Source organism: Micromonospora sp. NPDC049301 (assembly GCF_040678715.1).
Classification (GTDB): Bacteria; Actinomycetota; Actinomycetes; order Mycobacteriales; family Micromonosporaceae; genus Micromonospora.
In genome coordinates this window covers 17598-41149 of record NZ_JBFAQO010000016.1, presented here as the reverse complement: position 1 = coordinate 41149, position 23552 = coordinate 17598, and the positions used below count along the sequence as shown (strand labels likewise).

22 protein-coding genes and 1 tRNA gene are annotated in these 23552 nt (G+C 73.5%); 9 read left to right on the top strand and 14 right to left on the bottom strand.

The window, feature by feature from the left end; genetic code table 11:
• The first annotated feature begins 13 nt into the window (after nucleotides 1-13).
• From AB0K07_RS29435 to AB0K07_RS29400, 8 genes are all read left to right on the top strand, one after another.
• Nucleotides 14-853, top strand: a complete 840-nt coding sequence (locus AB0K07_RS29435) for an FtsK/SpoIIIE domain-containing protein (RefSeq protein ID WP_363760431.1) — start codon at nucleotides 14-16, stop codon at nucleotides 851-853.
• Complete coding sequence (locus tag AB0K07_RS29430) at nucleotides 850-1179, top strand: hypothetical protein (protein ID WP_363760428.1); 330 nt, start codon at nucleotides 850-852, stop codon at nucleotides 1177-1179. Before AB0K07_RS29435 ends, AB0K07_RS29430 begins: the two co-directional genes overlap by 4 nt.
• Nucleotides 1180-1268: 89 nt before the next feature.
• Entirely contained in the window at nucleotides 1269-1685 is a 417-nt protein-coding gene (locus AB0K07_RS29425) for a hypothetical protein (protein ID WP_363760425.1), read from the top strand.
• Nucleotides 1682-2362: a hypothetical protein gene (locus AB0K07_RS29420; RefSeq protein ID WP_363760422.1), complete on the top strand. Its 681-nt coding sequence runs from the start codon at nucleotides 1682-1684 to the stop codon at nucleotides 2360-2362. The genes AB0K07_RS29425 and AB0K07_RS29420 overlap by 4 nt, the downstream gene beginning before the upstream one ends.
• Nucleotides 2359-3456 carry a hypothetical protein gene (locus AB0K07_RS29415; protein WP_363760419.1) on the top strand — a complete coding sequence of 366 codons (1098 nt, stop codon included), beginning with the start codon at nucleotides 2359-2361 and terminating at the stop codon, nucleotides 3454-3456. Before AB0K07_RS29420 ends, AB0K07_RS29415 begins: the two co-directional genes overlap by 4 nt.
• The gene (locus AB0K07_RS29410) at nucleotides 3453-5021 is read left to right on the top strand and encodes a replication initiator (RefSeq protein ID WP_363760416.1); all 1569 of its coding nucleotides are present in this window, start codon (nucleotides 3453-3455) and stop codon (nucleotides 5019-5021) included. The genes AB0K07_RS29415 and AB0K07_RS29410 overlap by 4 nt, the downstream gene beginning before the upstream one ends.
• 57 nt (nucleotides 5022-5078) lie before the next feature.
• Nucleotides 5079-5303: a helix-turn-helix domain-containing protein gene (locus AB0K07_RS29405; RefSeq protein WP_363760413.1), complete on the top strand. Its 225-nt coding sequence runs from the start codon at nucleotides 5079-5081 to the stop codon at nucleotides 5301-5303.
• Nucleotides 5304-5476: 173 nt separating this feature from the next.
• The gene (locus AB0K07_RS29400; RefSeq protein ID WP_363760551.1) at nucleotides 5477-6502 is read left to right on the top strand and encodes a site-specific integrase; all 1026 of its coding nucleotides are present in this window, start codon (nucleotides 5477-5479) and stop codon (nucleotides 6500-6502) included.
• A 26-nt stretch (nucleotides 6503-6528) separates the two neighbouring features.
• Here AB0K07_RS29400 and AB0K07_RS29395 read toward each other — a convergent pair.
• From AB0K07_RS29395 to ald, 9 genes are all read right to left on the bottom strand, one after another.
• Nucleotides 6529-6602: transfer RNA gene (locus tag AB0K07_RS29395), tRNA-Pro, on the bottom strand.
• A 194-nt stretch (nucleotides 6603-6796) separates the two neighbouring features.
• Nucleotides 6797-8200 (bottom strand): ribosome biogenesis GTPase Der, encoded by a 1404-nt coding sequence (gene der / locus AB0K07_RS29390; RefSeq protein ID WP_363760410.1) that lies wholly within the window; start codon nucleotides 8198-8200, stop codon nucleotides 6797-6799.
• Entirely contained in the window at nucleotides 8197-8877 is a 681-nt protein-coding gene (gene cmk, locus AB0K07_RS29385) for a (d)CMP kinase (RefSeq protein ID WP_363760548.1), read from the bottom strand. The genes der and cmk overlap by 4 nt, the downstream gene beginning before the upstream one ends.
• 192 nt (nucleotides 8878-9069) lie before the next feature.
• Nucleotides 9070-9840, bottom strand: a complete 771-nt coding sequence (locus tag AB0K07_RS29380; protein ID WP_363760407.1) for a pseudouridine synthase — start codon at nucleotides 9838-9840, stop codon at nucleotides 9070-9072.
• Nucleotides 9827-10777 carry an SMC-Scp complex subunit ScpB gene (scpB, locus tag AB0K07_RS29375; RefSeq protein WP_363760404.1) on the bottom strand — a complete coding sequence of 317 codons (951 nt, stop codon included), beginning with the start codon at nucleotides 10775-10777 and terminating at the stop codon, nucleotides 9827-9829. The genes AB0K07_RS29380 and scpB overlap by 14 nt, the downstream gene beginning before the upstream one ends.
• Complete coding sequence (locus AB0K07_RS29370; RefSeq protein WP_363760401.1) at nucleotides 10770-11750, bottom strand: segregation/condensation protein A; 981 nt, start codon at nucleotides 11748-11750, stop codon at nucleotides 10770-10772. Before AB0K07_RS29370 ends, scpB begins: the two co-directional genes overlap by 8 nt.
• A 41-nt stretch (nucleotides 11751-11791) precedes the next feature.
• A complete protein-coding gene (locus AB0K07_RS29365; protein WP_334559639.1) occupies nucleotides 11792-12715 on the bottom strand; it encodes an AAA family ATPase in 924 nt (307 codons plus the stop codon).
• A 180-nt stretch (nucleotides 12716-12895) separates the two neighbouring features.
• Nucleotides 12896-13888, bottom strand: a complete 993-nt coding sequence (locus AB0K07_RS29360; protein ID WP_363760545.1) for a site-specific tyrosine recombinase XerD — start codon at nucleotides 13886-13888, stop codon at nucleotides 12896-12898.
• 12 nt (nucleotides 13889-13900) lie between these two features.
• On the bottom strand, nucleotides 13901-15016 hold the full coding sequence (gene ald / locus AB0K07_RS29355) for an alanine dehydrogenase (protein WP_363760398.1): 1116 nt from the start codon (nucleotides 15014-15016) through the stop codon (nucleotides 13901-13903).
• A gap of 292 nt (nucleotides 15017-15308) precedes the next feature.
• Between ald and AB0K07_RS29350 the strand changes: the two genes are divergently transcribed.
• On the top strand, nucleotides 15309-15566 hold the full coding sequence (locus AB0K07_RS29350) for a TM2 domain-containing protein (RefSeq protein WP_089016518.1): 258 nt from the start codon (nucleotides 15309-15311) through the stop codon (nucleotides 15564-15566).
• A gap of 89 nt (nucleotides 15567-15655) precedes the next feature.
• Here the strand turns inward: AB0K07_RS29350 and AB0K07_RS29345 are convergent, their stop codons facing one another.
• The 5 genes from AB0K07_RS29345 to AB0K07_RS29325 form a co-directional block, all read right to left on the bottom strand.
• Nucleotides 15656-16261, bottom strand: a complete 606-nt coding sequence (locus AB0K07_RS29345) for an NUDIX hydrolase (protein WP_363760394.1) — start codon at nucleotides 16259-16261, stop codon at nucleotides 15656-15658.
• 34 nt (nucleotides 16262-16295) lie between these two features.
• Nucleotides 16296-18047: a CTP synthase gene (locus AB0K07_RS29340; protein ID WP_363760391.1), complete on the bottom strand. Its 1752-nt coding sequence runs from the start codon at nucleotides 18045-18047 to the stop codon at nucleotides 16296-16298.
• Nucleotides 18048-18210: 163 nt separating this feature from the next.
• A complete protein-coding gene (locus tag AB0K07_RS29335; protein ID WP_363760388.1) occupies nucleotides 18211-20664 on the bottom strand; it encodes a hypothetical protein in 2454 nt (817 codons plus the stop codon).
• On the bottom strand, nucleotides 20664-21818 hold the full coding sequence (locus tag AB0K07_RS29330) for a glycosyltransferase family 4 protein (RefSeq protein WP_363760542.1): 1155 nt from the start codon (nucleotides 21816-21818) through the stop codon (nucleotides 20664-20666). The genes AB0K07_RS29335 and AB0K07_RS29330 overlap by 1 nt, the downstream gene beginning before the upstream one ends.
• 26 nt (nucleotides 21819-21844) lie before the next feature.
• Complete coding sequence (locus AB0K07_RS29325) at nucleotides 21845-23551, bottom strand: lipid II flippase MurJ (RefSeq protein ID WP_363760385.1); 1707 nt, start codon at nucleotides 23549-23551, stop codon at nucleotides 21845-21847.
• Between the last annotated feature and the right edge of the window lies 1 nt (nucleotide 23552).

Below are 23552 nucleotides of genomic sequence, written 5' to 3'. Positions count from 1 at the left end.
CGGAGGATCGCTGATGTCGACGCTGATCGCCTCCGCCGTACCGGGTGGCATGCCCGCCGACCCGCCTGTGTCGATCTTCGACCCGGTGCATGTCGGGGTGGACGAGTTCGGCCACCCGGTGCGGGTCCCGCTGATCTACCGCAACTTGTTGATCGGTGGGGAGCCGGGCGGCGGCAAGTCGACCCTGCTGAACCTGATCGTGGCTCACGCCGCCCTGTCGCTCGACTGCCGGCTGTGCCTGCTCGACGGCAAGCAGGTCGAGTTGGGCCAGTGGAAGAGCTGCGCCGACGTGTTCGTCGGCCCGGATATCGCGCATGCCCTGGCCACGCTGCGGCGGATGCAGATCGTGATGGACAACCGGTACGCCTACCTGGAAGTCGCTGGCCGCCGGAAGACCCAACGCGATGACGTATTCAGCCCGATCCTCGTCGCCATCGATGAGATCGCCTACTTCTCGGCCACCGTCGGGGACAAGAAGACCCGGGAGGACTTCGCGGGTCTGCTGCGGGACCTGGTGGCCCGGGGCCGGGCGGTCGGCATCATCGTCGTCGCGGCGACGCAACGCCCCTCGTCCGACATCATCCCGACGAGCCTGCGGGACCTGTTCGCCTGGCGGTGCGCCTTCCGGTGCACCACCAACGTGTCCTCCGACATCGTCTTGGGGCACGGGTGGGCCGACCGCGGCTGGTCGTCCAACACGATCAGCCCGACCAACCCGGGTGTCGGCCTGCTCATCGCCGAGGGCGGCACCCCGCAACTGATCAAAGCCGCGTACCTCGATGACGCGGCCTGCGCCCGCATCGCCATCCACGCCGCCCGCATGCGGGCCAACCGTGGGGAGCGTGCGGCATGAGTATCCGTATCCGACCCCGGCCGGCCACGTCGCCAACCTGGCCTGCCACCGACGACCACCTGCCGCACCCGGACTGGTGCGCCCGAGGGCACGCCTGCGGCCTGGGCGAGCACCGGGCACAGCCGGTCACGCTCCGGGTTCCCGGTCACGGTGTGGTGGTCCTGACCCGGGTGCTGGCCGCCGACGGCAGCCAGCACGCCGAGATCCGTACCCGCATCAGCCTCGCGGCCGGCGAGACCAACGCCCGGGCGCATCTGATCTGGATCGTCACCGAGTTCGACGCGGCCCTGCGGCGGATGGTCCGCCCCCAGCGCCGAACCCCATAGAAACGGGCCGGCAGCAACGGGATTCGCCCTGAGAAAGCACCCCGAAGTCGCCGACCCGCCCCATCAACAGCCCGGAAGGAGCTGCCGTCATGCACGCTACCCAAAACCCGGTCGCCGAGCAGGTGACCACCCCGGCCCGCACGCTGCGGGACGCCGCCCTGTACCTGTCCCGCCACGGCTGGACGCAGGGCGCCTACTACGACGCCACGTCGGGGTCGTTCACGCCCCCGGCCTGCACGGTCGGCGCGGTCGGCATGGTCTGCTACGGCGGACCCGTCGACGCCCCGGCCCAGATGTTCGATGCCCCGGAGTTCGCCGACTTCGAGGCGGCGTTGACCTTCCTGGACTGGTACTTGGCTTGTCGGTTCTCCGACGGCCAGTACTACCAGGGGCTCGACAACGCCTACGACTTCAACGACGCCAAGGGCCAGACCGCCGACGCTGTCATTGCCGTCCTCAACGCGGCGGCCGACGCGTGGGACCGCACCAACGGTGGTGCGGCATGAACAAGAACACCGTCAAGTCCGGCTTGACGCGCACCCGCACCAAGCACGCCAAGCGGTCGGTGGAAACCACCGAGTTCGACGCGTTCGTACGGCGCATCCTGCGGGCGTACGCCCGTCGGGTCGCTGCCGGCGACATCGAGGCGCTGCGGTCACTCGCGGTTTTGTCCACCGAGGTGGACGCCGTGACCCGGCTCGCTGTCACCGGTCTGCGCCAGCCTCCGTACCGGTACTCCTGGTCGGAGATCGCCGACCGGCTGGGCGTGTCCCGGCAGGCGGTGCAGATGCGCTACGGCGACCGCGCCGACCGCGTCGCCCTGGACGAGCGGATCATCCGCGCCGGCCTCGGTGTCACGGTGGCGACCCTCGCCAAGGTGTTCGCCGACCATCACCCTGGTAGCCCGGCACCGTCGCTGTGCCCGGGCTGCGGCTTCCGCTACCCCGACGGGGTGACGGACTGCCCGACCAACGCCACGGTTCGTCCGCTGCTGTACCGGCGGCGCGGCGAGGACAAGCAGGCGCTCAACGTGCTGACGCCTGACCAGCTCGCCGACCTGCACAACCTCAAGACCGCCCGGACCAACCGGACGGCCACCCGCAGGGCGGCCCAACCCACGCCGCTGCCTTCCGGCGAGGAACCGACCCTGTTCGGCCTCGCTGACGGGAGGGCCACGGCATGACCAACAACCCGACGAACCTTCGGCCGGCGGCTGGTGAGCCCCGGTTGGCGTCGATCGCCTCGTGGGCGGTGCTGGCCGCGTCTTTCGGCCTGTCCGCCTCCACCTGGATCGCGCTGGCCGAACTAGCCGGCTTCACCGCCCGCATCACGGTCCCCGGCACCTCGGTCAGCCTCGCCCTGGCCTGGCTGATGCCCATCGCGGTCGACGGCTACGTGGTCGTCGCCCTGGTGCTGTGGATGGCTCCCGTGCCCGCACGGGTCGCCGCGTTCGCCAAGAAGAACACCTACGGTGCGGCCGGGATCGGCATCGCCGCCCAGTCGGCGTACCACCTGCTCCAAACCAACGCCAACACCGATGAGACCTGGCGCGTGGCCATGGCCGCGATCGTCGGCGCACTGCCGCCGGCCGTCGCCGGCCTGGCCGTGCACATGCGCGCCCTGATCCGCCGGGAAAGCGGCCGAACCCTGACTGCCACCACCGGCACCGTCCCGGCACCCGCCGAGACGCCATCCCCAACTGTGACCATTCCCGCCGTCCCGGCACCGACGCCGGCCCGGCCCAAGCTGCCCATCGTTCCCGCCGTCCCGGCACCGACGCCCGGCCGGCCCGAGCTGCCCACCGTCCTCGACAACCAACCGGCCGTCCCGGCACCGACGCCGGCCCGGCCCGAGGTCCCGACCCCGGCTCAGGTCGCCACCCGGATCACCGCACCGCGACCGGCCTCCAGCCCGGAGCCGTCGACGCCCGCGCCCGATGCGACTGCCCGCCCCGCCCGTCCCGGACCGAGCAAGCCCGACACCACCCCGGCACCGACGTTGGCACCGTCCACCACCGACACTCCTGTCACCGCGTCTGACGCTGCCCAACTTCCGCTGCCGATCGTGGCACCGGACCTGCTCGCACGAGCGACCCGCGTCGCGAAGCAGTACCGCACCGAGCACGGCACGCCGATCACCCCGGGCCAACTGGCCGTCCGCCTCAAGGTGACCTCGGATGAGGCCACGCAAGCCCTCGCGGTCCTGGACCTCGACCCCAACACCAGCAACCGACCCGTCCGATCCGCCAACGGCCACCCTGTGAAGGCGACCCGTTGACCGTCTCGACGCTGACCGCCGTACCCGAAGCACCTGCTTCGGGTACGGCCCCGTGCGCCGAGCCGACCGCCCCGCCCTGGTACGCCACCTCCGCCGACGTCCGGCTCCAGGCCGCCGCCCGGCTCACCCAACCCGACCTCGCCGGCTGGCTGCGCCACGTCCGGCCGGCTGCCGGCTGCACCCGCCCCATCCGCCTGGTCGGCACCATCGCCACCGTCGAGGCCGCCACCGGCCGCCTCCTGTCCGAGCGGTCGACGGCCGACATGCCCGACGGCGTCATCTACAAGCCGTGCGGCAACCGCCGCGCCGCCGTGTGCCCGACCTGCTCCAAGCTCTACCAGCGCGACGCCTACCAGGTGGTCCGCGCCGGCCTCGTCGGCGGCAAGGGCGTGCCCGAGCAGGTCGCGCACCACCCGGCGGTGTTCCCCACCTTCACCGCCCCGTCCTTCGGCGAGGTCCACACCCGCTACGTCAAACGACACACCTGCACCCGCCGCACCTCCTGCGACTGCCGGCCCGAGCCCTGCCACGCCCGCCGGGCACTGGCCGTCTGCCCGCACGGGGTGCGGCTGGTCTGCTTCGCCCGCCACGAGGACACCGACGCCCGATTGGGCACCCCGCTGTGCCTGGACTGCTACGACCACGACGCCCAAGCGGTCTGGAACCTCTCGGCCGGGGAGCTGTGGCGGCGCACCACCATCGCCATCAACCGCTACATGCACCGCCTGGCCACCGCTCGCGGCATCCCCGACATCCCCGTGACCTCGCCACGAACCGGCAGGACCCGGTGGGTGTCCCCGGTAAGGCTGTCGTTCGGCAAGGCCGCCGAGATGCAACGACGCGGCGTCGTGCACTTCCACGCCATCATCCGCCTCGACGGCCGCGACCCCGACGACCCGGACGCAATCGTGCCGGCCCCGCCGCAGCTCGACGCCGCCGACCTCGTGGCCGCCGTCGACCACGCCGCCGCTACCGTCGGCTTCACCACCGCCGACCACCCCGCCCACCCCGGCGGCTGGCCGATCAGCTGGGGCACGCAGGTGCTCACCAAAGTGATCACCGTCGCGGGGCGGGGCGAGGTGACCGACGCCCAGGTGGCCGCGTACCTGGCCAAGTACGCCACCAAGTCGACCGAGGTCACCGGCCACGCCTCCAACCGGCTCACCGCCGACAGCATCGACATCTACGCCGACCCGGCCGGCAGCCACACCGAACGCCTGATCGACGCCTGCTGGATGCTCGGCACACCGCGCGACTGGCGGCGGCTGCGCCGCTGGGCGCACATGCTCGGCTTCGGCGGCCACTTCCTCACCAAGTCCCGCCGCTACTCGATCACCTTCGCGCTCCTGCGCAACCAACGCGTCGTGTTCCGCCGCACCCAGAGCAGCGGGCCGCAGCAAGCCGCGGCCGGCACCGAGCCCACGACGCTCGTGGTCAATTTCCTGCAATTCGTGGGCGCCGGGTGGCACACCACCGCTGATGCCCTGCTCGCCAACGCGTCCGCCGCGATGGCCCGAGAGCACCAGGACGCGGCACGCGAGTACCTAGAGACCCTCGTCGCCTGACGCGCGATCCAGCGTCAAGCCCACCTTGACAGCAGAACCGACAACATTGGGGATCCGATGAGTATCGATGTACCGGCAGCCCCGGGCACGCTGCTGACCACTGACGAGCTTGCCCGACTCGTGAAGGTCGACCCGTCCACCGTCCGGCGGTGGCGCACCGCCAACCCCGTCCAGGGGCCGGCGTTCATCCGGTTGTCCGCCCGGGTCGTCAAGTACGACCCGGAGGACGTGCGGGCGTGGTTGGAGCGGCACCGGACCGACCCCGAGGAATCAGCTCGGTGACCACTCCCCTGCTCCCGATCGGCGTCGCCGTCTCCACGGACGTCGAGCACCGTCCCGGCCGGCCGAACCCGTACCGTGCCCGGGTCCGGTGGGTCGACCCGGCGTCGGGCCGACGCCGCTCCAAGTCGCAGGCGTTCGGTGATGCCGAGCAGGCGCAAGCCTGGCTCATCACCATGCAGCGCGCGGCGAGGGGCGGCGTCGACCCCGACGCGGCGTCGATGCGGCTGGAGCAGTACGGCGAAAGCGTGATGCGCCTGGCGCTGCGCGGCCTGGAGGGCAAGACGCTCGACCCGTACCTGGCGGGGTGGCGCAGGCGGGTCGCACCGACGCTCGGCCACCTGCCCGTGCGGCTGATCACCAACGGTGCGGTGGACCGGGCCGCGCACGGCTGGATCTCCGAGGGCTGCGGGCGGTCGACGGTGAAGAACAGCCTTGCCGTCCTGGTGCGGGTCTTGGAGCAGGCGGTGCGTGACGGTCTGATCGACCGCAACCCGGCGCGACTGACCGGGTGGCAGCGGGAGTACCAGCGAGCCGAGGACGAGTTGGACAACCCGCGTTCCCTCGCATTGCCGGACTGGACCGCGCTCGCCACCCTGGCGGCGGCGTTGGTCAAACGCTCACACGGTCACTACCCCGGTTGGGGTGAGGTGGTGATGTTCGCGGCCGGCACGGCGGCGCGGATCGGCGAGGTGTCCGGCGTGCGCAAGGGCGACATCGACCGCGACACCTGGCTGTGGACGGTGCGCCGGCAGACCACCACCGGCCCCGGCGGCCTGGTCGACAAGGGCACCAAGGGCAAGCGGGCGCGGCAGGTGCCCATCATCGAGGAGCTGCGGCCAATGGTGGCCGCGAAGCTCGACCGGATCACCGAGGATGACGGCCGGCTCTTCGTCGGTCCTCGCGGCGGCCGGATCAGCACGGCGGTGCTCCGCGATGCGACGCACTGGGATGAGGTCGTCGGCTCGGTGGGCTTCGAGTACCTGCGGCGGCACGACCTGCGGCACACCGGGCTGACCTGGATGGCGGATGCCGGCGTGCCGGTTCACGTCCTGCGGAAGATTGCCGGTCACGGCTCGCTGATGACGACTCAGCGGTATCTGCATCCGGATCGACAGTCGATCCGCGCCGCCGGTGAGGCGCTGTCGTTGCATCTCACCGGCCTGAGGTCCCCAAATGGTCCCCAGCGGGGCATCGCATGATCGCGAGAAATGCCCCTCTACCTCTGTCGGGACGGCCGGATTCGAACCGACGACCCCTTGACCCCCAGTCAAGTGCGCTACCAAGCTGCGCCACGTCCCGCCCCCGCGTGGTCTCCCCCGCGGCAGCCGGTACAGCTTAGCGCAGCAGCCCCGCTCTTCCGCACAGGCCCCACCCGCGTCGCGGCGCCACCGAATCACCCCACAACCCCTACGGCATCCTAGGAGGGTGGGTGGGAGGGTGGGCGCGAAAATGCCGGATGGGCTAACCCCATCCGGCATTTTCTCAGGAACAGATCAGCCGTGCGCCTTGCCTCGGCCGCCCGGGCCGAGCTTCTTGCGCGGACGGACCGAGATCTCGATCGGGCTGCCCTCGTACCCGAACTCCTCGCGGAGCTTGCGCTCGACGAAGCGCTGGTAGCCGGCGTCCAGCGGGCCGGTGGTGAAGAGCACGAACCGCGGCGGCGCCACCCCGGCCTGGGTGGCGAACAGGATGCGCGGCGCCCGCCCACCGCGCACCGGGTGCGGGGTGGCCTGCACCAGCGCGGTCAGCCACTGGTTGAGGTGCGCGGTCGGCACGCGGGTCTCCCAGCTCGCGAGGGCCTTGTTCAGCGCCGGGGCCAGCTTGTCGACGGCGCGGCCGGTCATCGCCGACAGGTTCAGCCGGATCGCCCAGGGGATGCGGCGCAGCTCCCGGTCGATCTCCTTGTCCAGGTAGTACCGGCGGTCGGCGTCGACCAGGTCCCACTTGTTGAAGGCGATGACCAGGGCCCGGCCGCTCTCGGTCACCATCGACAGGATGCGCTGGTCCTGCTCGCTGATCGGTTCGCTGGAGTCCAGCAGCACCACGGCCACCTCGGCGGCCTCGATCGCGGCGGCGGTACGGAGGCTGGCGTAGTACTCGGTGCCGCTGGCCTTGCCGACCCGCTTGCGCAGCCCGGCCGTGTCCACCAGCTGCCAGGTCTGACCGCCGATCTCGACCAGGCTGTCCACCGGGTCGACGGTGGTGCCGGCGACCGAGTCGACGACCGCCCGCTCCTCGCCGGAGAACCGGTTGAGCAGGCTGGACTTGCCCACGTTCGGGCGGCCGACCAGCGCCACTCGACGCGGCCCGCGCGGCCGGTTCTCCACGATCGCCGGTGCCTCCGGCAGCGCGGCGAGGATGGCGTCCAGCAGGTCGCCGGAGCCCCGCCCGTGCAGCGCGGAGACCGGGAACGGCTCGCCGAGGCCGAGCGACCACAGCGAGGTGGCCTCCATCTCGATGGAGGTGTTGTCGGCCTTGTTGGCCACCAGGATCACCGGCTTGGCGCTGCGCCGCAGCATCTTCACGGCGGCCTCGTCCACGTCGGTGGAGCCCACCATCGCGTCGACCACGAACAGCACCACGTCGGCGGTGACCACCGCCGTCTCGGCCTGCGCCGCGATGGCCGCGGCCCGGTCCTTCGCGTCCGGTTCCCAACCGCCGGTGTCCACCACGGTGAACGCCCGGCCGTTCCATTGCGCGTCGTACGGCACCCGGTCCCGGGTCACCCCGGGGACGTCCTCGACGACCGCCTGCCGGCGGCCGATGATCCGATTGACCAGCGTGGACTTGCCCACGTTGGGACGACCGACGACGGCCACCACCGGCTGCGGGCCGGTCGGCTCCTCGACGGCGACGTCGGGCTCACGCAGCTCGACCCACCCTGCACCCTCGGTCATGCCACCCCCCGTTCGGTGAGCAGGTCGCGCAGCCGCACCACGACCTCGTCGATGCCCAGTTCGGTGGTGTCCAGCACCACCGCGTCCGGCGCCTGGGCCAGCGGGTTGACCTTGCGGGTGGAGTCGAGCCGGTCCCGGCGGGCCAGGTCGGCGGCGGTGGCCGCCACGTCGGCCGCGTCCTCGGCGCTGCGCCGGGCAGCCCGGGCCGCCTCGGAGGCGGTCAGGAAGACCTTCAGGTCGGCGTCCGGCGCCACGACCGAGCCGATGTCCCGGCCCTCGATCACCATCCGGCCGGCGTTGGCGATCATCTCGCGCTGCCGGGCGACCAGCAGCTCGCGGACCGCCGGCACCGCGGCGACGGCGGAGACCGCCCCGGTCACCTCGGGACCGCGGATCTCCGCGTCCACGTTCACGCCGTCGGCGGTCACGCCGTACCCCTGGGGGTCGGTGCCGATGCGCAGGTCCACCTCGCCGGCGACCTTCGCCACCGACGCGGTGTCCGCGAGGTCGACGCCGGAGCGCAGCACGGCCCAGGTGATCGCCCGGTACATCGCCCCGGTGTCCAGGTAGCGCGCACCGATGCCAACGGCGAGCCGCCGCGAGACGGTGGACTTACCCGAACCGGACGGCCCGTCCACAGCGACCACACATCGCCCGGCCCGTACGTTTTCCTCCACCGTGTCCTCCTCAGCCCGTACCTCGCGGATCGCCCGGTGCTGGCGCCGCAAGCGGTTGTCCATCGTCATCAATCATGCCCGCAACTCGCGGTGCACCGCGCGCGGTGCCGCGCGACGCGACCCGCGCCACCCGCGCGGCCGGCGTCCGGGCCGTCCGGGAGCCTACCGAAGGCCGTACCCCGAACTCCGGGGTCAGTCACCCACCGCGCTGAACAGCGCGGCGACCTCGGCGTTGGTCAACCGCCGGATCCGCCCGGTACGCAGCTCACCCAGCCGGATGGGTCCGATCGAGGTACGCACCAGCCGGGTCACCGGGTGCCCGACCTCGTCCATCAACCGCCGGACGATGTGCTTGCGGCCCTCGTGCAGGCTCATCTCCACCTGGGCGCTTTTACCCAGCGCGTCCACCACCTTGAACGAGTCGACCTTGACCGGCCCGTCCTCCAGCTCGACGCCGGCCATCAGCCGCTTGCCCAGGTTGCGTGGGATCGGCCCGACCACCTCGGCGAGGTACGTCTTCAGCACCTCGTACGACGGGTGCATGAGCTTGTGCGCGAGGGTGCCGTCGTTGGTGAGCAGCAGCAGGCCCTCGCTGTCCGCGTCGAGCCGCCCGACGTGGTAGACCCGCTGCTCGACGCGGTTGCCGATGAACTCGGCCAGCTCGTTGCGGCCCTTGTCGTCCGCCATGGTGGTAACCACCCCGCGCGGCTTGTTCATCGCCACGTAGACCAGGCGGGTGTCGACCTGGAGGCGCTCGCCGTCCACGTGGATCACGGCGGTGGCCGGGTCGACCTTGTCGCCGAGCTTGGCCACCCGGCCGTCCACCGTGACGCGGCGGCGGAAGATCAGGTCCTCGCAGGCACGCCGGGAACCCACGCCTGCGGCGGCGAGCACCTTCTGGAGGCGCTCGGCACCCTCGTAGACGGGGGCGTCGGGTTTCGGGGAACGGTTATCGGGTCGCATCGGCAAGCTCTTCTACGTCGTCGGGCAGGAAGGGTGCGAGTGGCGGCAGCTCGTCGACGGTGTTCAGCCCGAGTTTCTCGAGGAACAACGTGGTCGTCCGGTAGAGGAACGCCCCGCTGTCCGGTTCGGTGCCACACTCCTCGACCAGGCCGCGGGTAACCAGCGTACGGATGACCCCGTCGCAGTTCACACCCCGGATGGCCGAAATGCGCGATCGGGTCACCGGCTGCTTGTAGGCGACCACGGCGAGCGTCTCCAGCGCCGCCTGGGTCAGCCGTACGGACTGCCCGTCCAACACGAACCGTTCGACATAGGTCGCGTATTCCGGCCGGGTGTACAGCCGCCAGCCGCCGGCCGCCCGGCGCAGCTCGAACCCGTGCCCAGCCGCGGTGTAACCGGCGGCGATCTCATCGAGCATCGGCCCGACCCGCTCGGCCGGCTGCTCCAGCACCTGGGCCAGGATCAGCTCGCTGACCGGCTCGTCGACCACCAGCAGGATGGCCTCCAGCGCGCCGCGCAACTCCGCGTCGGACAGCTCCGGTGCGGGCTCCGGCGCGGCCGGCGCCCTCCGCCGCCCCACAGCCTGCCGAGGGGGTACGTCCCCAGCCCCGTCCTCCCCCACAACCGGCGCGACCGTCTCTCCCCTGCCGTCGCCCGGCTCAACCGCCTCGCCCGCCTCGCCCGCCGCGCCGGTCGCGCCCGCCGCGCTCGCCGCGCTCGCCTCGCCCGCGATCGTGGAGGATTCCGGGCCCTGGAGGGGCGGTTCGGCTCCACGATCCTCCGCGACCGGCTGGGCGGGGACAGGGTCGCTGTCGGTTTCCGCGGTGGTGTCGTCGGCCTCGGAGGCGGTGGGAGCGGGCGGGCGGGGGCGCTCCCACGGGGGCACCCAGGCGGCGGCCTGATCGGCCAGGGAGTCCCGGCGTTCCTCGTCACTCATCCCGCTCCCCCTCCGTCGTTCCCGTCTCGCCCGGCCCCGCCGGCACACTCGTCGGCTCCGCGTCGGCCGGGGTGCCGGCGTACTCGTCGACGTGCAACTCGGTGTCGCCGTCGGACGGGCCGGTCCAGCGCACGGTCAATTCCTCCAGAGCCTGCTCCTGCACGAAGGCCACCAGCCCCTCCCGGTACAGCTCCAGCAGCGCGAGGAACCGGGCCACCACCTCCAGGGTGGCCTCACAGTCGGCGCAGAGCAGCGAGAAGGTGGCCGTGCCGGCCCGGCGCAGCCGGGCGGCGAGGATCGCCGCGTGCTCGCGGACGCTGACCCGGACCATGTGCACGTGGGCGATGGAGACCTCCGGCACCGGCTTCGGGGTCATCGCCTTCACGGCGAGCTTCAGCAGCCGCTGCGGGCCGATGCCGAGCACCAGGTCGGGCAGCGCCTCGGCGTAGCGGGGCTCCAGGCTGACCGCCCGCGGGTACCGCCGACCCCCGACCGCCTCCAGCTCGGCGATGTGCGCCGCCGCCTCCTTGTACGCCTTGTACTGCAACAGGCGGGCGAAGAGCAGGTCCCGTGCCTCCAGCAGGGCGAGGTCCGCCTCGTCCTCCACCTCGGCGGCGGGCAGCAGCCGGGCCGCCTTCAGGTCGAGCAGGGTGGCGGCGATCAGCAGGAACTCGCTGGCCTCGTCGAGGTCCCACTTGTCGCCCATCGCGCGGATGTAGGCGATGAACTCGTCGGTGACCTTGTGCAGGGCCACCTCGGTGACGTCGAGCTTGTGCTTGCCGATGAGTTGCAGCAGCAGGTCGAACGGGCCGGTGAAGTTGGCCAGCCGGACGGTGAAGCCGGAGGTCTCCTCGGCGGCGACCGCCGGGTCGGCCGGCAGCACGCCGTCGACCTCGGCGGCCAGCTCGGCGGCGACCGCCGGGGCGGCGGCCTCGTGCGGCCCTGCCGGCGGGTCGAGGGGTGGCGCAGTCACCGGACGACCGTAGTCCACGAGGCGGGCACCGGGCGTTCCGGCTACCGCTCCGACTGGGCGGCGATCACCTCACGGGCCAGCTGCCGGTAGTTGCGCGCCCCGGAGGACGCCGGGTCCAGCGTGGTGATCGGTGCACCGGCCACGGTGGACTCGGGGAACTTCACCGTCTTGGTGATGACCGTCTGGTAGACCTTGTCGCCGAATGCCTCGACCACGCGCTGGAGCACCTGCCGGCAGTGGGTGGTGCGGCTGTCGTACATGGTCGCGAGGATGCCCTCGAGCTCCAGGTCGAAGTTGAGCCGTTCGCGCACCTTGTCGATGGTGTCCAGCAGCAGCGCCACACCGCGCAGGCTGAAGAACTCGCACTCCAGCGGGATGAGCACGCCGTGCGCGACGGTCAGCGCGTTGATCGCCAGCAGGCCGAGAGACGGCTGGCAGTCGATCAGGATGTAGTCGTACTCCTTGCGGACCGAGCGCAGCACCCGGGCCAGGGCCATCTCCCGGGCGACCTCGTTGACGAGCTGGATCTCGGCGGCGGAGAGGTCGATGTTGGCCGGCAGCAGGTGCAGGCCGGCGACGTCGGTCTTGATGAGGACGTCCTCGGCGGTCACGTCGTCCTGCATGAGCAGGTTGTAGACGGACAGGTCGAGGTTGTGCGGGTTGACCCCCAGCCCCACCGAGAGCGCGCCCTGGGGGTCGAAGTCGACCAGCAGCACCTTGCGGCCGTACTCGGCCAGCGCCGCGCCCAGGTTGATGGTGGTGGTGGTCTTGCCGACGCCGCCCTTCTGGTTGGCCATCGCGATGATGCGCGCCGGGCCGTGCCGATCGGTGGGCATCGGCTCGGGGATCGGCTTGCGCATCGTGTAGGCCGCCGGGTCAGCCGGGCCCAGGTCCGCGCCGAGCGTGGCCTGCTGCTCGCGGAGCTCCGACGTCCAGGTCTCGGCACGGTCACCGTTGCCAGCCATGTCCTCGTTGCCCCCTCCCGACGACCCACCCGGCGTCGGAGCCGTCCGACGTCCTTCGCGGCGCCGCTGCGCACCCCGGTCGTGTCGCCCCAGGAGGTCCGCGCCGATGCCGACTGTACGCCACCGACCAGCAGGGGGTTCGGCACCGGCCCGGCGTGTCGGGACCGACCGCGACCGGGCTCAGCCCCGGGCGCGTGGGTGGGCGGTGGCGTACACCTCGCGCAGCCGCTCGACGGTCACCAGTGTGTAGACCTGGGTGGTGGTCACCGACGCGTGCCCGAGCAACTCCTGGACTACCCGCACGTCCGCGCCGCCGTCGAGCAGGTGGGTGGCGTACGAGTGGCGCAGGGTGTGCGGGGACACCGCGGCGGGCCCGTCGACCGGCAGCCCGGCGCGGCCGGCGGCGCGGCGCAGGATGGCCCAGGCGCCCTGGCGGGACAGCGCGCCGCCACGGGCGTTGAGGAAGACCGCCGGGGTGCCCCGGCCGGCGGAGGCCAGGTCGGGCCGGGCCTGGACCAGGTAGGCGCGCACGGCCTGCACGGCGTACCCGCCGATCGGCACCAGCCGCACCCGGCCGCCCTTGCCGCGCAGCAGCACGGTGCCCTCGTCGGCGTCGAGGTCGTCCACCGCGGCGCCGACCGCCTCGGAGATCCGCGCGCCGGTGCCGTACAGGAACTCCAGCAGCGCCCGGTCGCGCAGCGCGAGCGACGCACCGTCGCCGGTCGCGGTGACCGGGCCGGCGATCTCCAGCAGGCGGACCACATCGTCGACCGGCAGCGCGCGGGGCAGCCGGCGCGGCGGGGTGGGCGGGCGGACGTCGCGGCTGGGGTCGGCGCCGGCCAGCCCCTCGCGCAGCGCGAAGCGGTGCAGGCCGCGTACCGCGCTGGCCGCACGGGCGGCCGACGAGACCGCCAGCGGCGGGTGCGTGTCGTCGCCGGCGCGCAGCCGGGCCAGGTGCGACTCGACGACGCCCGCGCCGACCGACGCGAGGTCGGCGATGCCGGCGTCCACCAGGGTCGTGAGATAGCGGTCCAGGTCCCGGCGGTACGAGGCGAGGGTGTTCGCGGACAGGCCCCGCTCGACGGTCAGGTGGTCGAGGTACCCGCGCACGGCACGGCGCAGGGCCGGCGCGGGCTGCTCGCCCGCGCCGGCGGAGTCCGGGATGCCGGTCAGCCCGCCACCGCTTCAGGCCAGGACGTCGGCCAGCGGGAGCACGCTCATGCCGTGCGACTCGGCGACCGGGCCGTAGGTGACCTGGCCGTCGTGGGTGTTCAGGCCCAGCGCCAGCGCCGGGTCGCGGCGCAGCGCCTCGCGCCAGCCCTGGTTGGCCAGCTCCAGGGCGTACGGCAGGGTGACGTTGGTCAGCGCGTAGGTGCTGGTGTTCGGCACCGCGCCGGGCATGTTCGCCACGCAGTAGAAGATCGACTCGTGCACCTTGTAGACCGGGTCGGCGTGCGTGGTGGGACGCGAGTCCTCGAAGCAGCCGCCCTGGTCGATGGCGATGTCGACCAGCACGCTGCCCGGCTTCATCCGGGAGACCAGCTCGTTGGAGATCAGGGTCGGGGCCTTGGCGCCGGGCACCAGCACCGCGCCGATGACGAGGTCGGCGTCGAGCACGGCCCGCTCGATCTCGTACGCGTTGGAGGCGACGGTCTGCAGGTGGCCCCGGTAGATGGCGTCGGCCTGACGCAGCCGGGCGACGTTCTTGTCGAGCAGCAGCACCTCGGACTGGAGGCCCAGCGCGATCGCTGCGGCGTTCATGCCGGAGACGCCGGCGCCGATGACCACGGTCTTGGCCGCGTACACGCCGGAGACACCGCCGGGCAGCACACCGCGCCCACCGCCGGTGCGCATCATGTAGAAGGCGCCCACCTGCGGGGCGAGTCGGCCGGCGACCTCGGACATCGGGGCGAGCAGCGGCAACGACCGGTCGGGCAGCTCGACGGTCTCGTACGCGATGGCGGTGACCTTCCGGTCGATGAGCGCGTCGGTGCACTCCTTGGAGGCGGCCAGGTGCAGGTACGTGAAGAGCACCTGCCCCTCGCGCATCCGGTGGTACTCCTCGGCGATCGGCTCCTTGACCTTGAGCACCAGCTCGGCGGTGTCCCACACCTCGTCGGCGGTGGGCAGGATCGTGGCGCCCGCCGTGGCGAACTCCTCGTCGCTGATGCTGGAGCCGACCCCGGCGCCGGACTCGACGAAGACCTGGTGACCGCTGCGGGTGAACTCGTTGACGCCCGCCGGCGTGATCGCCACGCGGTACTCGTGGTTCTTGACCTCGCGTGGGATTCCGACCTTCACGATGCAGACACCTCTCTTCGGGGCTGCTCTCCCCCGACTGCTCGGTGCCGCGACGGCCCCATTGCCACCGCGGTCCACCGGTCCCGCCGGCGGCAGTCTAGGCGCGCCCGGCCCCGCCGCGAGCCAGCACAGTGGCATCCGGTGCCCGGGTGACCTGACGGAGTGTCAGGGCCTCGACCGGGCCGGCGGTGGGAGGCGTCCTCAGCCGACAGGACAGTGTTCACCCATTATCGTCCCATCCGGCGTGTCCCGCTGCGGACAGCGGGCGAGTGGATCACTAGTGTGTCGGCCCATGACCACTCCTCCTTACCAGCCGGGGTACGCCCCCGGTTACTCCGACAAGAGCAAGGTCGTCGCGGGCATCCTCGGCATCCTGCTCGGCACCTTCGGCGCCGGTCGGTTCTACACCGGACACACCAAGATCGCCGTGCTGCAGCTCGTGGTGAGCTTCGTGACCTGCGGCTTCGGCGCGCTCTGGGGCCTCATCGACGGCATCCTCATCCTGGTCAACGGCGGCACGGACGCGCAGGGCCGGCCGCTGCGCGACTGATCCACCGGACGACGACGAAGGGCCCCGCGGCATGCCTGCCGCGGGGCCCTCTCACGCGTACCCTCCGCCGGCTGGACCGGCGGTGACGCTCAGCGAGGCAGCGGCGCGTCCGCGCGGCGCAGCGCCGACCAGCCGGTGTCCCGGGCGCGGGCCGCGGCCAGCAGCCCGGACACCGCGGAGGCGTTGGTGATCTCGCCGGCCAGGACCATGCCGACCGCCTCGTCCAGGTCGATCCGGACGACCTGGAGGTCGGCCTCCTCGTCCCGGCGGTCGTGGCGCTCGGCGGCCGGCACGTCGGCCAGGTCCCGGGCCAGGTAGACCCGGACCAGCTCGTCGGTGAACCCGGGCGAGCTGTGCAGGTCGACCAGCACGTCGATCCGCCCGGCGGTCAGGTCGGCCTCCTCGGCCAACTCCCGCAGCGCGGCGGCCGGCAACTCCTCGCCAGAGACGTCCATCAGCCCGGCCGGCAGCTCCCACAGGTGCCGGCCGACCGGGTGCCGGTACTGGCGGATCAGCACCACCTGGCCGGCGTCGTCGAGCGCCACCACGGCCACCGCCCCGACGTGCCGGACGAGGTCACGGGCGGCGGTCCCGCCGCCCGGCATGGTGACGTCCTCGCTGACCACGGTGAAGATCCGACCCCGGTAGCGCTCCTCGCGGGAGCGCACCTCGTAGCGGTGCTCGACGGCGCTCACGCCGTCACCTCGTTGCGCCCGGTGGCTCGCTCGCTCACGACGCGGACGACGCCTTCGTCGCGGCGCCGTTGCGGGCGGCCCGCCGCGCCGTCGGGGCCTCCGTCGCCGCGTCCAGGTCGACCGGAAGCTGGTCGGCCTGCGAGTACGCCACGGCCGCCTTGACGAACGAGGCGAACAGCGGGTGCGGGCGGGTGGGGCGGCTCTTCAGCTCCGGGTGCGCCTGCGTGGCCACGAAGAACGGGTGCAGGCCCCGGTCCAGCTCGATGAACTCGACCAGCCGCCCGTCCGGCGAGGTGCCGGAGATGTGCAGGCCCGCCTTGGTCAACGCGTCCCGGTAGGCGTTGTTGACCTCGTAGCGGTGCCGGTGCCGCTCGCTGATCTCGGTGCTGCCGTACGCCTCGGCGACGATCGAGCCCTCGGTCAGCGTCGCCGGGTACGCCCCGAGCCGCATGGTGCCGCCCAGGTCGCCCTTGCCGGCGACGATGTCCTCCTGGTCGGCCATCGTGGCGATCACCGGGTGCGCGGCCTGCTCGTCGAACTCCAGCGAGTTGGCGCCGTCCAGGCCGGCCAGGTGCCGGGCCACGTCGATGGTCATGCACTGCAGCCCGAGGCAGAGGCCGAGCAGCGGGATGCCGTTCTCCCGGGCGTACCGGGCGGTGCCGATCTTGCCCTCGATGCCGCGCACGCCGAAGCCGCCGGGAATGAGGATGCCGTCCACGCCGGCCAGGGCCGCCGCGGCGCCGGCCGGGGTGACGCACTCGTCGCTGGGCACCCAGCGCAGCTGCACCCGGGCCCGGTGGCCGAAGCCGGCCGCCCGGATCGCCTCGCTCACCGACAGGTACGCGTCGGGCAGGTCGACGTACTTGCCGACCACCGCGACGGTCACCGTGTGCCGGGGGCGGTGCACCCGCTCCAGCAGGTCGTCCCAGCTGGCCCAGTCCACGTCCCGGAAGGAGAGCCCGAGCCGGCGCACCACGTACGCGTCCAGCCCCTCGCGGTGCAGCACCTTCGGGATGTCGTAGATGCTCGGCGCGTCCGGGGCGGCGACGACCGCCTCGGCGTCCACGTCGCAGTAGAGCGACAGCTTCTCCTTGAGCTTCTCCGGGATCTCCCGGTCGCAGCGCAGCACGATGGCGTCCGGCTGGATACCGATGTTGCGCAGCTGCGCCACCGAGTGCTGGGTCGGCTTCGTCTTCAGCTCACCCGACGGCGCCAGGTAGGGCACCAGCGAGACGTGCAGGTAGAAGCAGTTGTCCCGGCCCAGGTCGTGGCGGACCTGACGGATCGCCTCCAGGAACGGCAGCGACTCGATGTCGCCCACCGTGCCGCCGACCTCGGTGATCACCACGTCGGGGAGGAGGCCGTCGTCGTCCGGGTCGGCCATCGCCAGGATCCGCGACTTGATCTCGTTGGTGATGTGCGGGATGACCTGGACGGTGTCACCCAGGTACTCGCCGCGCCGCTCCTTGGCGATCACGTCGGAGTAGATCTGGCCCGTGGTGACGTTCGCCTTGCCGGACAACGCCCGGTCCAGGAACCGCTCGTAGTGCCCGACGTCGAGGTCCGTCTCGGCGCCGTCCTCGGTGACGAAGACCTCGCCGTGCTGGAACGGGTTCATCGTCCCCGGGTCGACGTTGAGGTAGGGGTCGAGCTTCTGCATCGCGACGCGCAGCCCGCGCGCGGTCAACAGGTTGCCGAGGCTGGAGGCGGTGAGGCCCTTACCCAGCGAGGAGGCGACGCCCCCGGTGACGAAAATGTGCCTGGTCGTCCGTGCTGATGGGGCCAAGGCCTGCTCCCGTGTCGTCTGTCGCGGTCATGCAGACCGCCGTGCTTGATCAGCAAAGTGATCACGCGATCCACGGGATTCCACGGTAACACCTCCCGGGCGGGTACTCGCAGGCCGCACCCCGGGTGGGTCACCACCGGTCCACCACGGCGACGCCCGGCGCTCAGGGAGCGGCAACCTCGGTCGATGATCGGGTGGCCTGCCGGGGCGGCCCCGACGGGGGCGGCACGGTGTCCGACGGGTCGGCCTCCGACGGCTCGGCGGGCCGTTGGGCCGGCGCGGCGGGCGGCGCCGCCGGAGCGTCCGGCGTCGGCTCCGCCGGCTCGTCGGGAGTCTGGTCGGCCGGCGTGGCCGGTGTCGGTGGCCGCCCGACCATGGCGGGCGGACCGCTGATCGGGCGGGGATGACCCGCGCCCAGTGGCCCGCCACCGCCGGTCGGGCCGTCACCCCCACCGGCCGGCCCGTTGCCGCCGAAGCCGGAGTCGTCGCCGGCGCCGTCGTCGCGGGAGCGGCCCCCGCCCGGGCGGGTGCGGTCCGCGGCGTGCCCGAGCACCCGCAGCGAGGCCAGCGCGGCCATCGGCACCACCACCGCGGCGGCTGCGCCGGCGATGTCCAGCGCCGCGCCGTCGAGCAGGCCACCGAGCACCGCGGCGACCGCGGTGCCGGCCAGCGCGGCCCGCACGGCCGGGTAGATGCCGAACAGTCGCGTCAGGCCGCCCCACGGCTGCAACAGGGCGAACCACACCAGCAGGCCGCCGGCCAGGGCCAGCACGGTCAGCGGGCTGTTGACCAGCGTCTCGAAGTTCTCAGTGCTGGACCGGTGCACGGTGAACCCGCCGGTGCCGTCGCCCACGGCGGAGAGGAACCGGCCCAGGCTGCCCCGCTCGGCCGCCGGACGGCGCAGCTCCACCACGGCGAAGCCGATGCCCACCGCCAGGGCGGCCATGGTGGCCCAGGCCAGGCGGCTGATCGTCAGCCAGCCGCCGGCGCTGATCGCGGCCGCCACGCTCAGGCCGGCGGTCAGCGCGATCGCGCCGACCGGGTCGGAACCCAGGTACGGGCTGCCGACCACGACCACGGCCAGGCCACCCACGGCCACCATCACCGCCGGCCGCCAGCGACGGTGCACCCGCTGGGCGAGCCAGCCCGCGCTCAGCAGCGCGCCGGCGAGGAACACCCCCAACCCGACCGTGCCCAGGCCGGCGTACCGGCCACCCTGCAACGCGGAGTAGCCGACCACGCCGTTGAGCTGGAGCCGGGCCCCGGTGAGCACGTCCAGCCCGACGACGAGGGTGGTGAGGCCGGCCACCGCGCCGAACGGGCCGAGGGTGGCGGCGTACCCGGGGACGAACCGGACCGCCGCGGTGCCGGCCACCACCAGTGACGCGGTCACCCCGGCGAAGATCCACGCCGGGTGCTCGCCCCGCCACCACGGCACGGCGTCGGCGAGCAGCGCGGCCGGCACGGTCAACGCCGCGGCGACCAGCAGCAGCTCCGCCACCGCCACGACGCGCGCGGGCGCCGGCGTCGGCCCCGAGGGCCCGGCGTGCGGGCGGGCCCGGCGCAGCAGCGGCAGCACCGCGAGGGCCAGCAGCACCTGCAACCCGGCGAGGAGGGTGAAGAACCGGCCGGAGACGTTCCGCTGCGCGGCCGCCTCCCGGTCCGCGTCGGCCGGCGCGTTGATCGCCTCGGTCAGGTCGGCGGGGCGGCCGCCGGTGCTGACCGCCGGCCGGCCGATGAAGAGCCGCTCCGGCATCGGCCGGCCCAACGCGGCCAGCGCGGTCGGCGCGAGGTCGACAAGTTGCAGGTACCCGTCCCGGCCGGTGCTGGCCGAGGTGAGCCAGCCGCGCTCCCAGCCCGGCCCGTCGGCGACGGCCACGTGCAGTCGGGACGGCTGGGCGGTGTCGGAGATCCCGGCGACCAGCACCAGTGACCGCGGCGGCCGGGCGGCCAGCACCCGGGCCAGCTGGGCGTCCGCCACGCGGGCCGCCTCGGCGCGGGCCGTCGGGTCCTCCCCGTCGACCGTGCCGAGGTCGACGATGCTGAGCACGCACGACCCGAGCAGCGTGCGCGGGTCGGCTGGCAGCCCCGAGGCGTACCGGTCGACCCGGCCGAACGGGCGGGCGGCGGCCACCGCCGCACCGGGACCGATCGCGACCGAGCAGCGCACCGACTCCGACAGCGACCCGGGCAGGGTGCCCCAGGGCAGCCGCTGCTGGTTGTACTGGACCACGCTCTCCTGGTCGGGCAGATTCGCGCCGATGCCGTCCGGCTGCTCCACGGCCACCCCGGCCGACGGGCAGCCACCGGCCGGCCGGCTGCCGTTCCACGCGGCGAAGCTGCCCGCGCCCAGGGTCAGCCAGCCGTCCACCGGGCAGGTGGGCCGGTGCGCGGAACGCACCGACAGCGAGCCGATCGAGCCGTCCTGGGCCATCCGCCACAGTGTGGGGGTGGTCTGCGGATCCACGTCCTCCCAGCGCAGCCCGGCGATCCCGGCGAGCACCACGAAGTCGGCGGTGCGCTGCGGGGTGCCCTGGGGCGGACGGGCGGCCAGCGCCGTGACGCCCAGCGCCACCACGAGCACGGTCAACAGGGCGGGGGCGAGTCGGCGCAGCATCACCGGTGTCCCGTCATCGGGGCGTCGGGGTCCGGGGCCGCCGGACCGGTGGGGGCAACGGCCAGCTCGGCGTAGAGGGTTGCCAACGCGGCCACCGTGTCCGCCTCGGTGGGCCACGTCGCCGCCCGCTCGGCGCCGCGCCGGCCCAGCTCGGAGCGGGCCGCCGGGTCGTCGAGCAGGGCGCGCACCGCCGCGTCGACGGCGTCCACGTCGCCGGCGGGGACCAGTCTGGCGGCGTCGCCGACCAGCTCGGGCAGCCCGCCGACGGCGGTCGCCACCAGCGGTACGCCGGCCCGCAGCGCCTCCTGGGCGAAGAGTTGCCGCGCCTCCCAGTCGCTGGTCACCACGGCGAGGTCGGCGCCGGCGAGCAGATCGGCCACGTCGGTGCGGTGCCCCAGCAGGGTCACCGGGGCGCGGGCCGCCGAGGTCCGGGCGGCCAGCGGCAGGTACGCCGGGCCGCTGCCGGCGATCACCACGACCGGCGGCGGAGTGCGGGTGCGCCAGTGGGCCGCCGCGTCGATCAGCACGTCGTACCGCTTCTGCGGGTGCAGCCGGCCGACCGAGACGATCAGCGGCTGGTCGGGGCGGACGCCGAACTCGGCCCGGACGGCGGCACGGCGTCGGCGCGGCGCGGGCAGCGTCGGCGCGGCGACCGGGGCGAGCCGGGCGTCGGCGGCGCCCAGCGAGGCGGCCCGTTCCACCAGGTCCCCGGAGGCGCCGAGAGCCACCCGGGCGCCCCGGGCCACGATCCGCTCGACGAGTCGGGAGACGCCGCCACGCAGCCCGCCGGCGAGCACCGCGTTGTGCCACGTCACGACCAGCGGGGCGGCCGGACGGGCCAGCACGGCGACCAGCCCGGCGCGCAGGCCGTGCGCGTGCACCACGTCGACCCGGGCGGCGGTGAGCGCCCGGCGCAGGGCGAGCACCGCGCGAGCGTCGGCCGGCGTCGGGCTGGCCGGGATCTCCACCGGCTGGAAGCGCGCGCCGACCCCGGTGAAGTCGAACTGCTCCTGCGTCGCCGCCGGCCCGCACACCAGCACGGTGGCACCGGCCGCGACGAGCCCCCGCGCCACCGACCGGACGTGCTGGCCGACCCCGCCGGTGCTGGAGGCGAGCACCAGCGCGACGCTGCCCGACCATTCGGTGGGCAGGATGGGCAGACTCGGCTCACTTCTCGCGCTCACCGGACCACCGTCTCCTTCCCGTCGTCCTGCTCCGGGGGAACCGCGCCCGACGCCGGCGTAGCGGCGCCGTCCCGCGACCCCCGCCGGCCCGCCCGACCCAGGCGCCGCAGCACCCCGCCGAGCAGTGGCCGTACGTCCCGCCGGTCGACGAACCAGACCACGGCGAGGAACACGGCCCCGACCAGAACCCCGGACAGCATGCCCTGACCGAGTGCCGCCGCCATCGTCGGGGTGCCGCCGCCCGGCGTGTCGAACCACCGGGTGAGGCCGAGCCCGGCGAGCGCGGCGAGCACTCCGGCCAGCGCGCCGGCCACCCCGGCGCGGGCGGCGCCGGCCAGCGCCGGACGGCCGGCGCCGCGCAGCACCGCCGCGACCAGCAGCGCCCCGAGCACCAGCATGCCCACCGAGTTGGCGGACGTGACCGCGAGGACCCGGTCGCGCAGCGGCAGCACCGCGCCGAGCAGCAGGACGGCACCGGGAACCACCAGCCAGCCGACCGCGGTGGCGACGGTCGCCGCCCGGGTCTCCCCCCGGGCGTAGAGCGCCCGGGTGAGCACCGCGAACAGGCCGTAGCCGAGCAGGCCCGGTGCGAAGCCGATGATCGCGGCGGCGGCCGTCGAGGCGGCGGACGGGTCGCTGAAGAAGAACCGCGCCACCGGCCCGGCCGTGCCGATCAGCGCGGCCGCGCCGAGGCAGCTGAACAGGAGCACCCCGCGCACGGCCGGGGCGAGGGTCGACCGGTAGGTGTCCTCGTCGCCGGCGGCCCGGGCGGCGGCCAGGGTCGGGTACGCGGCGATGGCCAGCGGCACCGCCAGCACCGCCCAGGGCAGCAGGTAGACGGTCTGGGCGAGGTTGTACACGCCGGGGTTGGTCTGCGCGCCGTAGGTGACCTGGTGCAGGCTGACGATCAGCGCGATCTGCTGCGCGGTGACGGTCACCGCGCCGGCCACGGCCAGCCCGCCGACCCGGGCCCGCGCGTCGGCGGGGAAGCCGAACCCGGGCCGCAGCCCCAGGCCCAGCCGCCGGACCGGGATCAGCAGCGACAGCGACAGCACCACCACGCCGGCAGTGGTGCCGGCCGACAGCAGCAGCTCGCCACCGGGACTCACGCCGCCGACGGTTGCCAGCCGGCCCTGGGTCGCGGTGAATCCCAGGTAGACGACGATGACGGTGAGGCTGGACAGCAGCGGCGCCAGCACCGGCCAGGCGAAGCGTCGGTGCGCCTGGAGCACCCCGGTGAGCACGATGCCGACGCCGTACAGCGGCAGTTGCGGTGCGAAGACCCGCAGCATCCGGGTGCCGCTCTGCTGCTGGGCGGCGGTCAGCCCGTCGCCCAGCAGCCCGACGACCGGGCCCGCGGCGAACACCACGAGCAGCGCGAGCGGCACCAGCAGCGCCAGCGTCCAGGTCAGCAGCGCGCCGGTGGTCCGGGCGACCGCCGCCCGGTCACCGGCGGCGACCGCGCCGGCCAGCAGCGGTACGACGAGACTGGCCAGCGCTCCCCCGGCGACGATCTCGAAGATGAAGTTCGGCACCGCGTTGGCCACCACGTAGGCGCCGCCGAGGTCGGTGGGTGCCAGGCTCCAGGTGAACACGGCGGTACGGCCGAAGCCGGCGAGGCGGCTGAGCACGGTGAGGACGGCGATGAGCGCGGCTGCCCCGGCCAGCCGGCCGGCGCCGGCGAGGGGTGCCGGTCTGGTCACG

Bases quoted from the DNA above. Each gene is read 5' to 3' on its own strand.
- AB0K07_RS29435 (WP_363760431.1), top strand. From the start codon at position 14: ATGTCGACGCTGATCGCCTCCGCCGTACCGGGTGGCATGCCCGCCGAC.
- AB0K07_RS29380 (WP_363760407.1), bottom strand. From the start codon at position 9,840: ATGCGACCCGATAACCGTTCCCCGAAACCCGACGCCCCCGTCTACGAG.
- AB0K07_RS29405 (WP_363760413.1), top strand. From the start codon at position 5,079: ATGAGTATCGATGTACCGGCAGCCCCGGGCACGCTGCTGACCACTGAC.
- AB0K07_RS29420 (WP_363760422.1), top strand. From the start codon at position 1,682: ATGAACAAGAACACCGTCAAGTCCGGCTTGACGCGCACCCGCACCAAG.
- AB0K07_RS29415 (WP_363760419.1), top strand. From the start codon at position 2,359: ATGACCAACAACCCGACGAACCTTCGGCCGGCGGCTGGTGAGCCCCGG.
- AB0K07_RS29350 (WP_089016518.1), top strand. From the start codon at position 15,309: ATGACCACTCCTCCTTACCAGCCGGGGTACGCCCCCGGTTACTCCGAC.
- AB0K07_RS29365 (WP_334559639.1), bottom strand. From the start codon at position 12,715: ATGGCTGGCAACGGTGACCGTGCCGAGACCTGGACGTCGGAGCTCCGC.
- AB0K07_RS29400 (WP_363760551.1), top strand. From the start codon at position 5,477: ATGCAGCGCGCGGCGAGGGGCGGCGTCGACCCCGACGCGGCGTCGATG.
- AB0K07_RS29335 (WP_363760388.1), bottom strand. From the start codon at position 20,664: ATGCTGCGCCGACTCGCCCCCGCCCTGTTGACCGTGCTCGTGGTGGCG.
- der (WP_363760410.1), bottom strand. From the start codon at position 8,200: ATGACCGAGGGTGCAGGGTGGGTCGAGCTGCGTGAGCCCGACGTCGCC.
- scpB (WP_363760404.1), bottom strand. From the start codon at position 10,777: ATGAGTGACGAGGAACGCCGGGACTCCCTGGCCGATCAGGCCGCCGCC.
- AB0K07_RS29430 (WP_363760428.1), top strand. From the start codon at position 850: ATGAGTATCCGTATCCGACCCCGGCCGGCCACGTCGCCAACCTGGCCT.
- AB0K07_RS29425 (WP_363760425.1), top strand. From the start codon at position 1,269: ATGCACGCTACCCAAAACCCGGTCGCCGAGCAGGTGACCACCCCGGCC.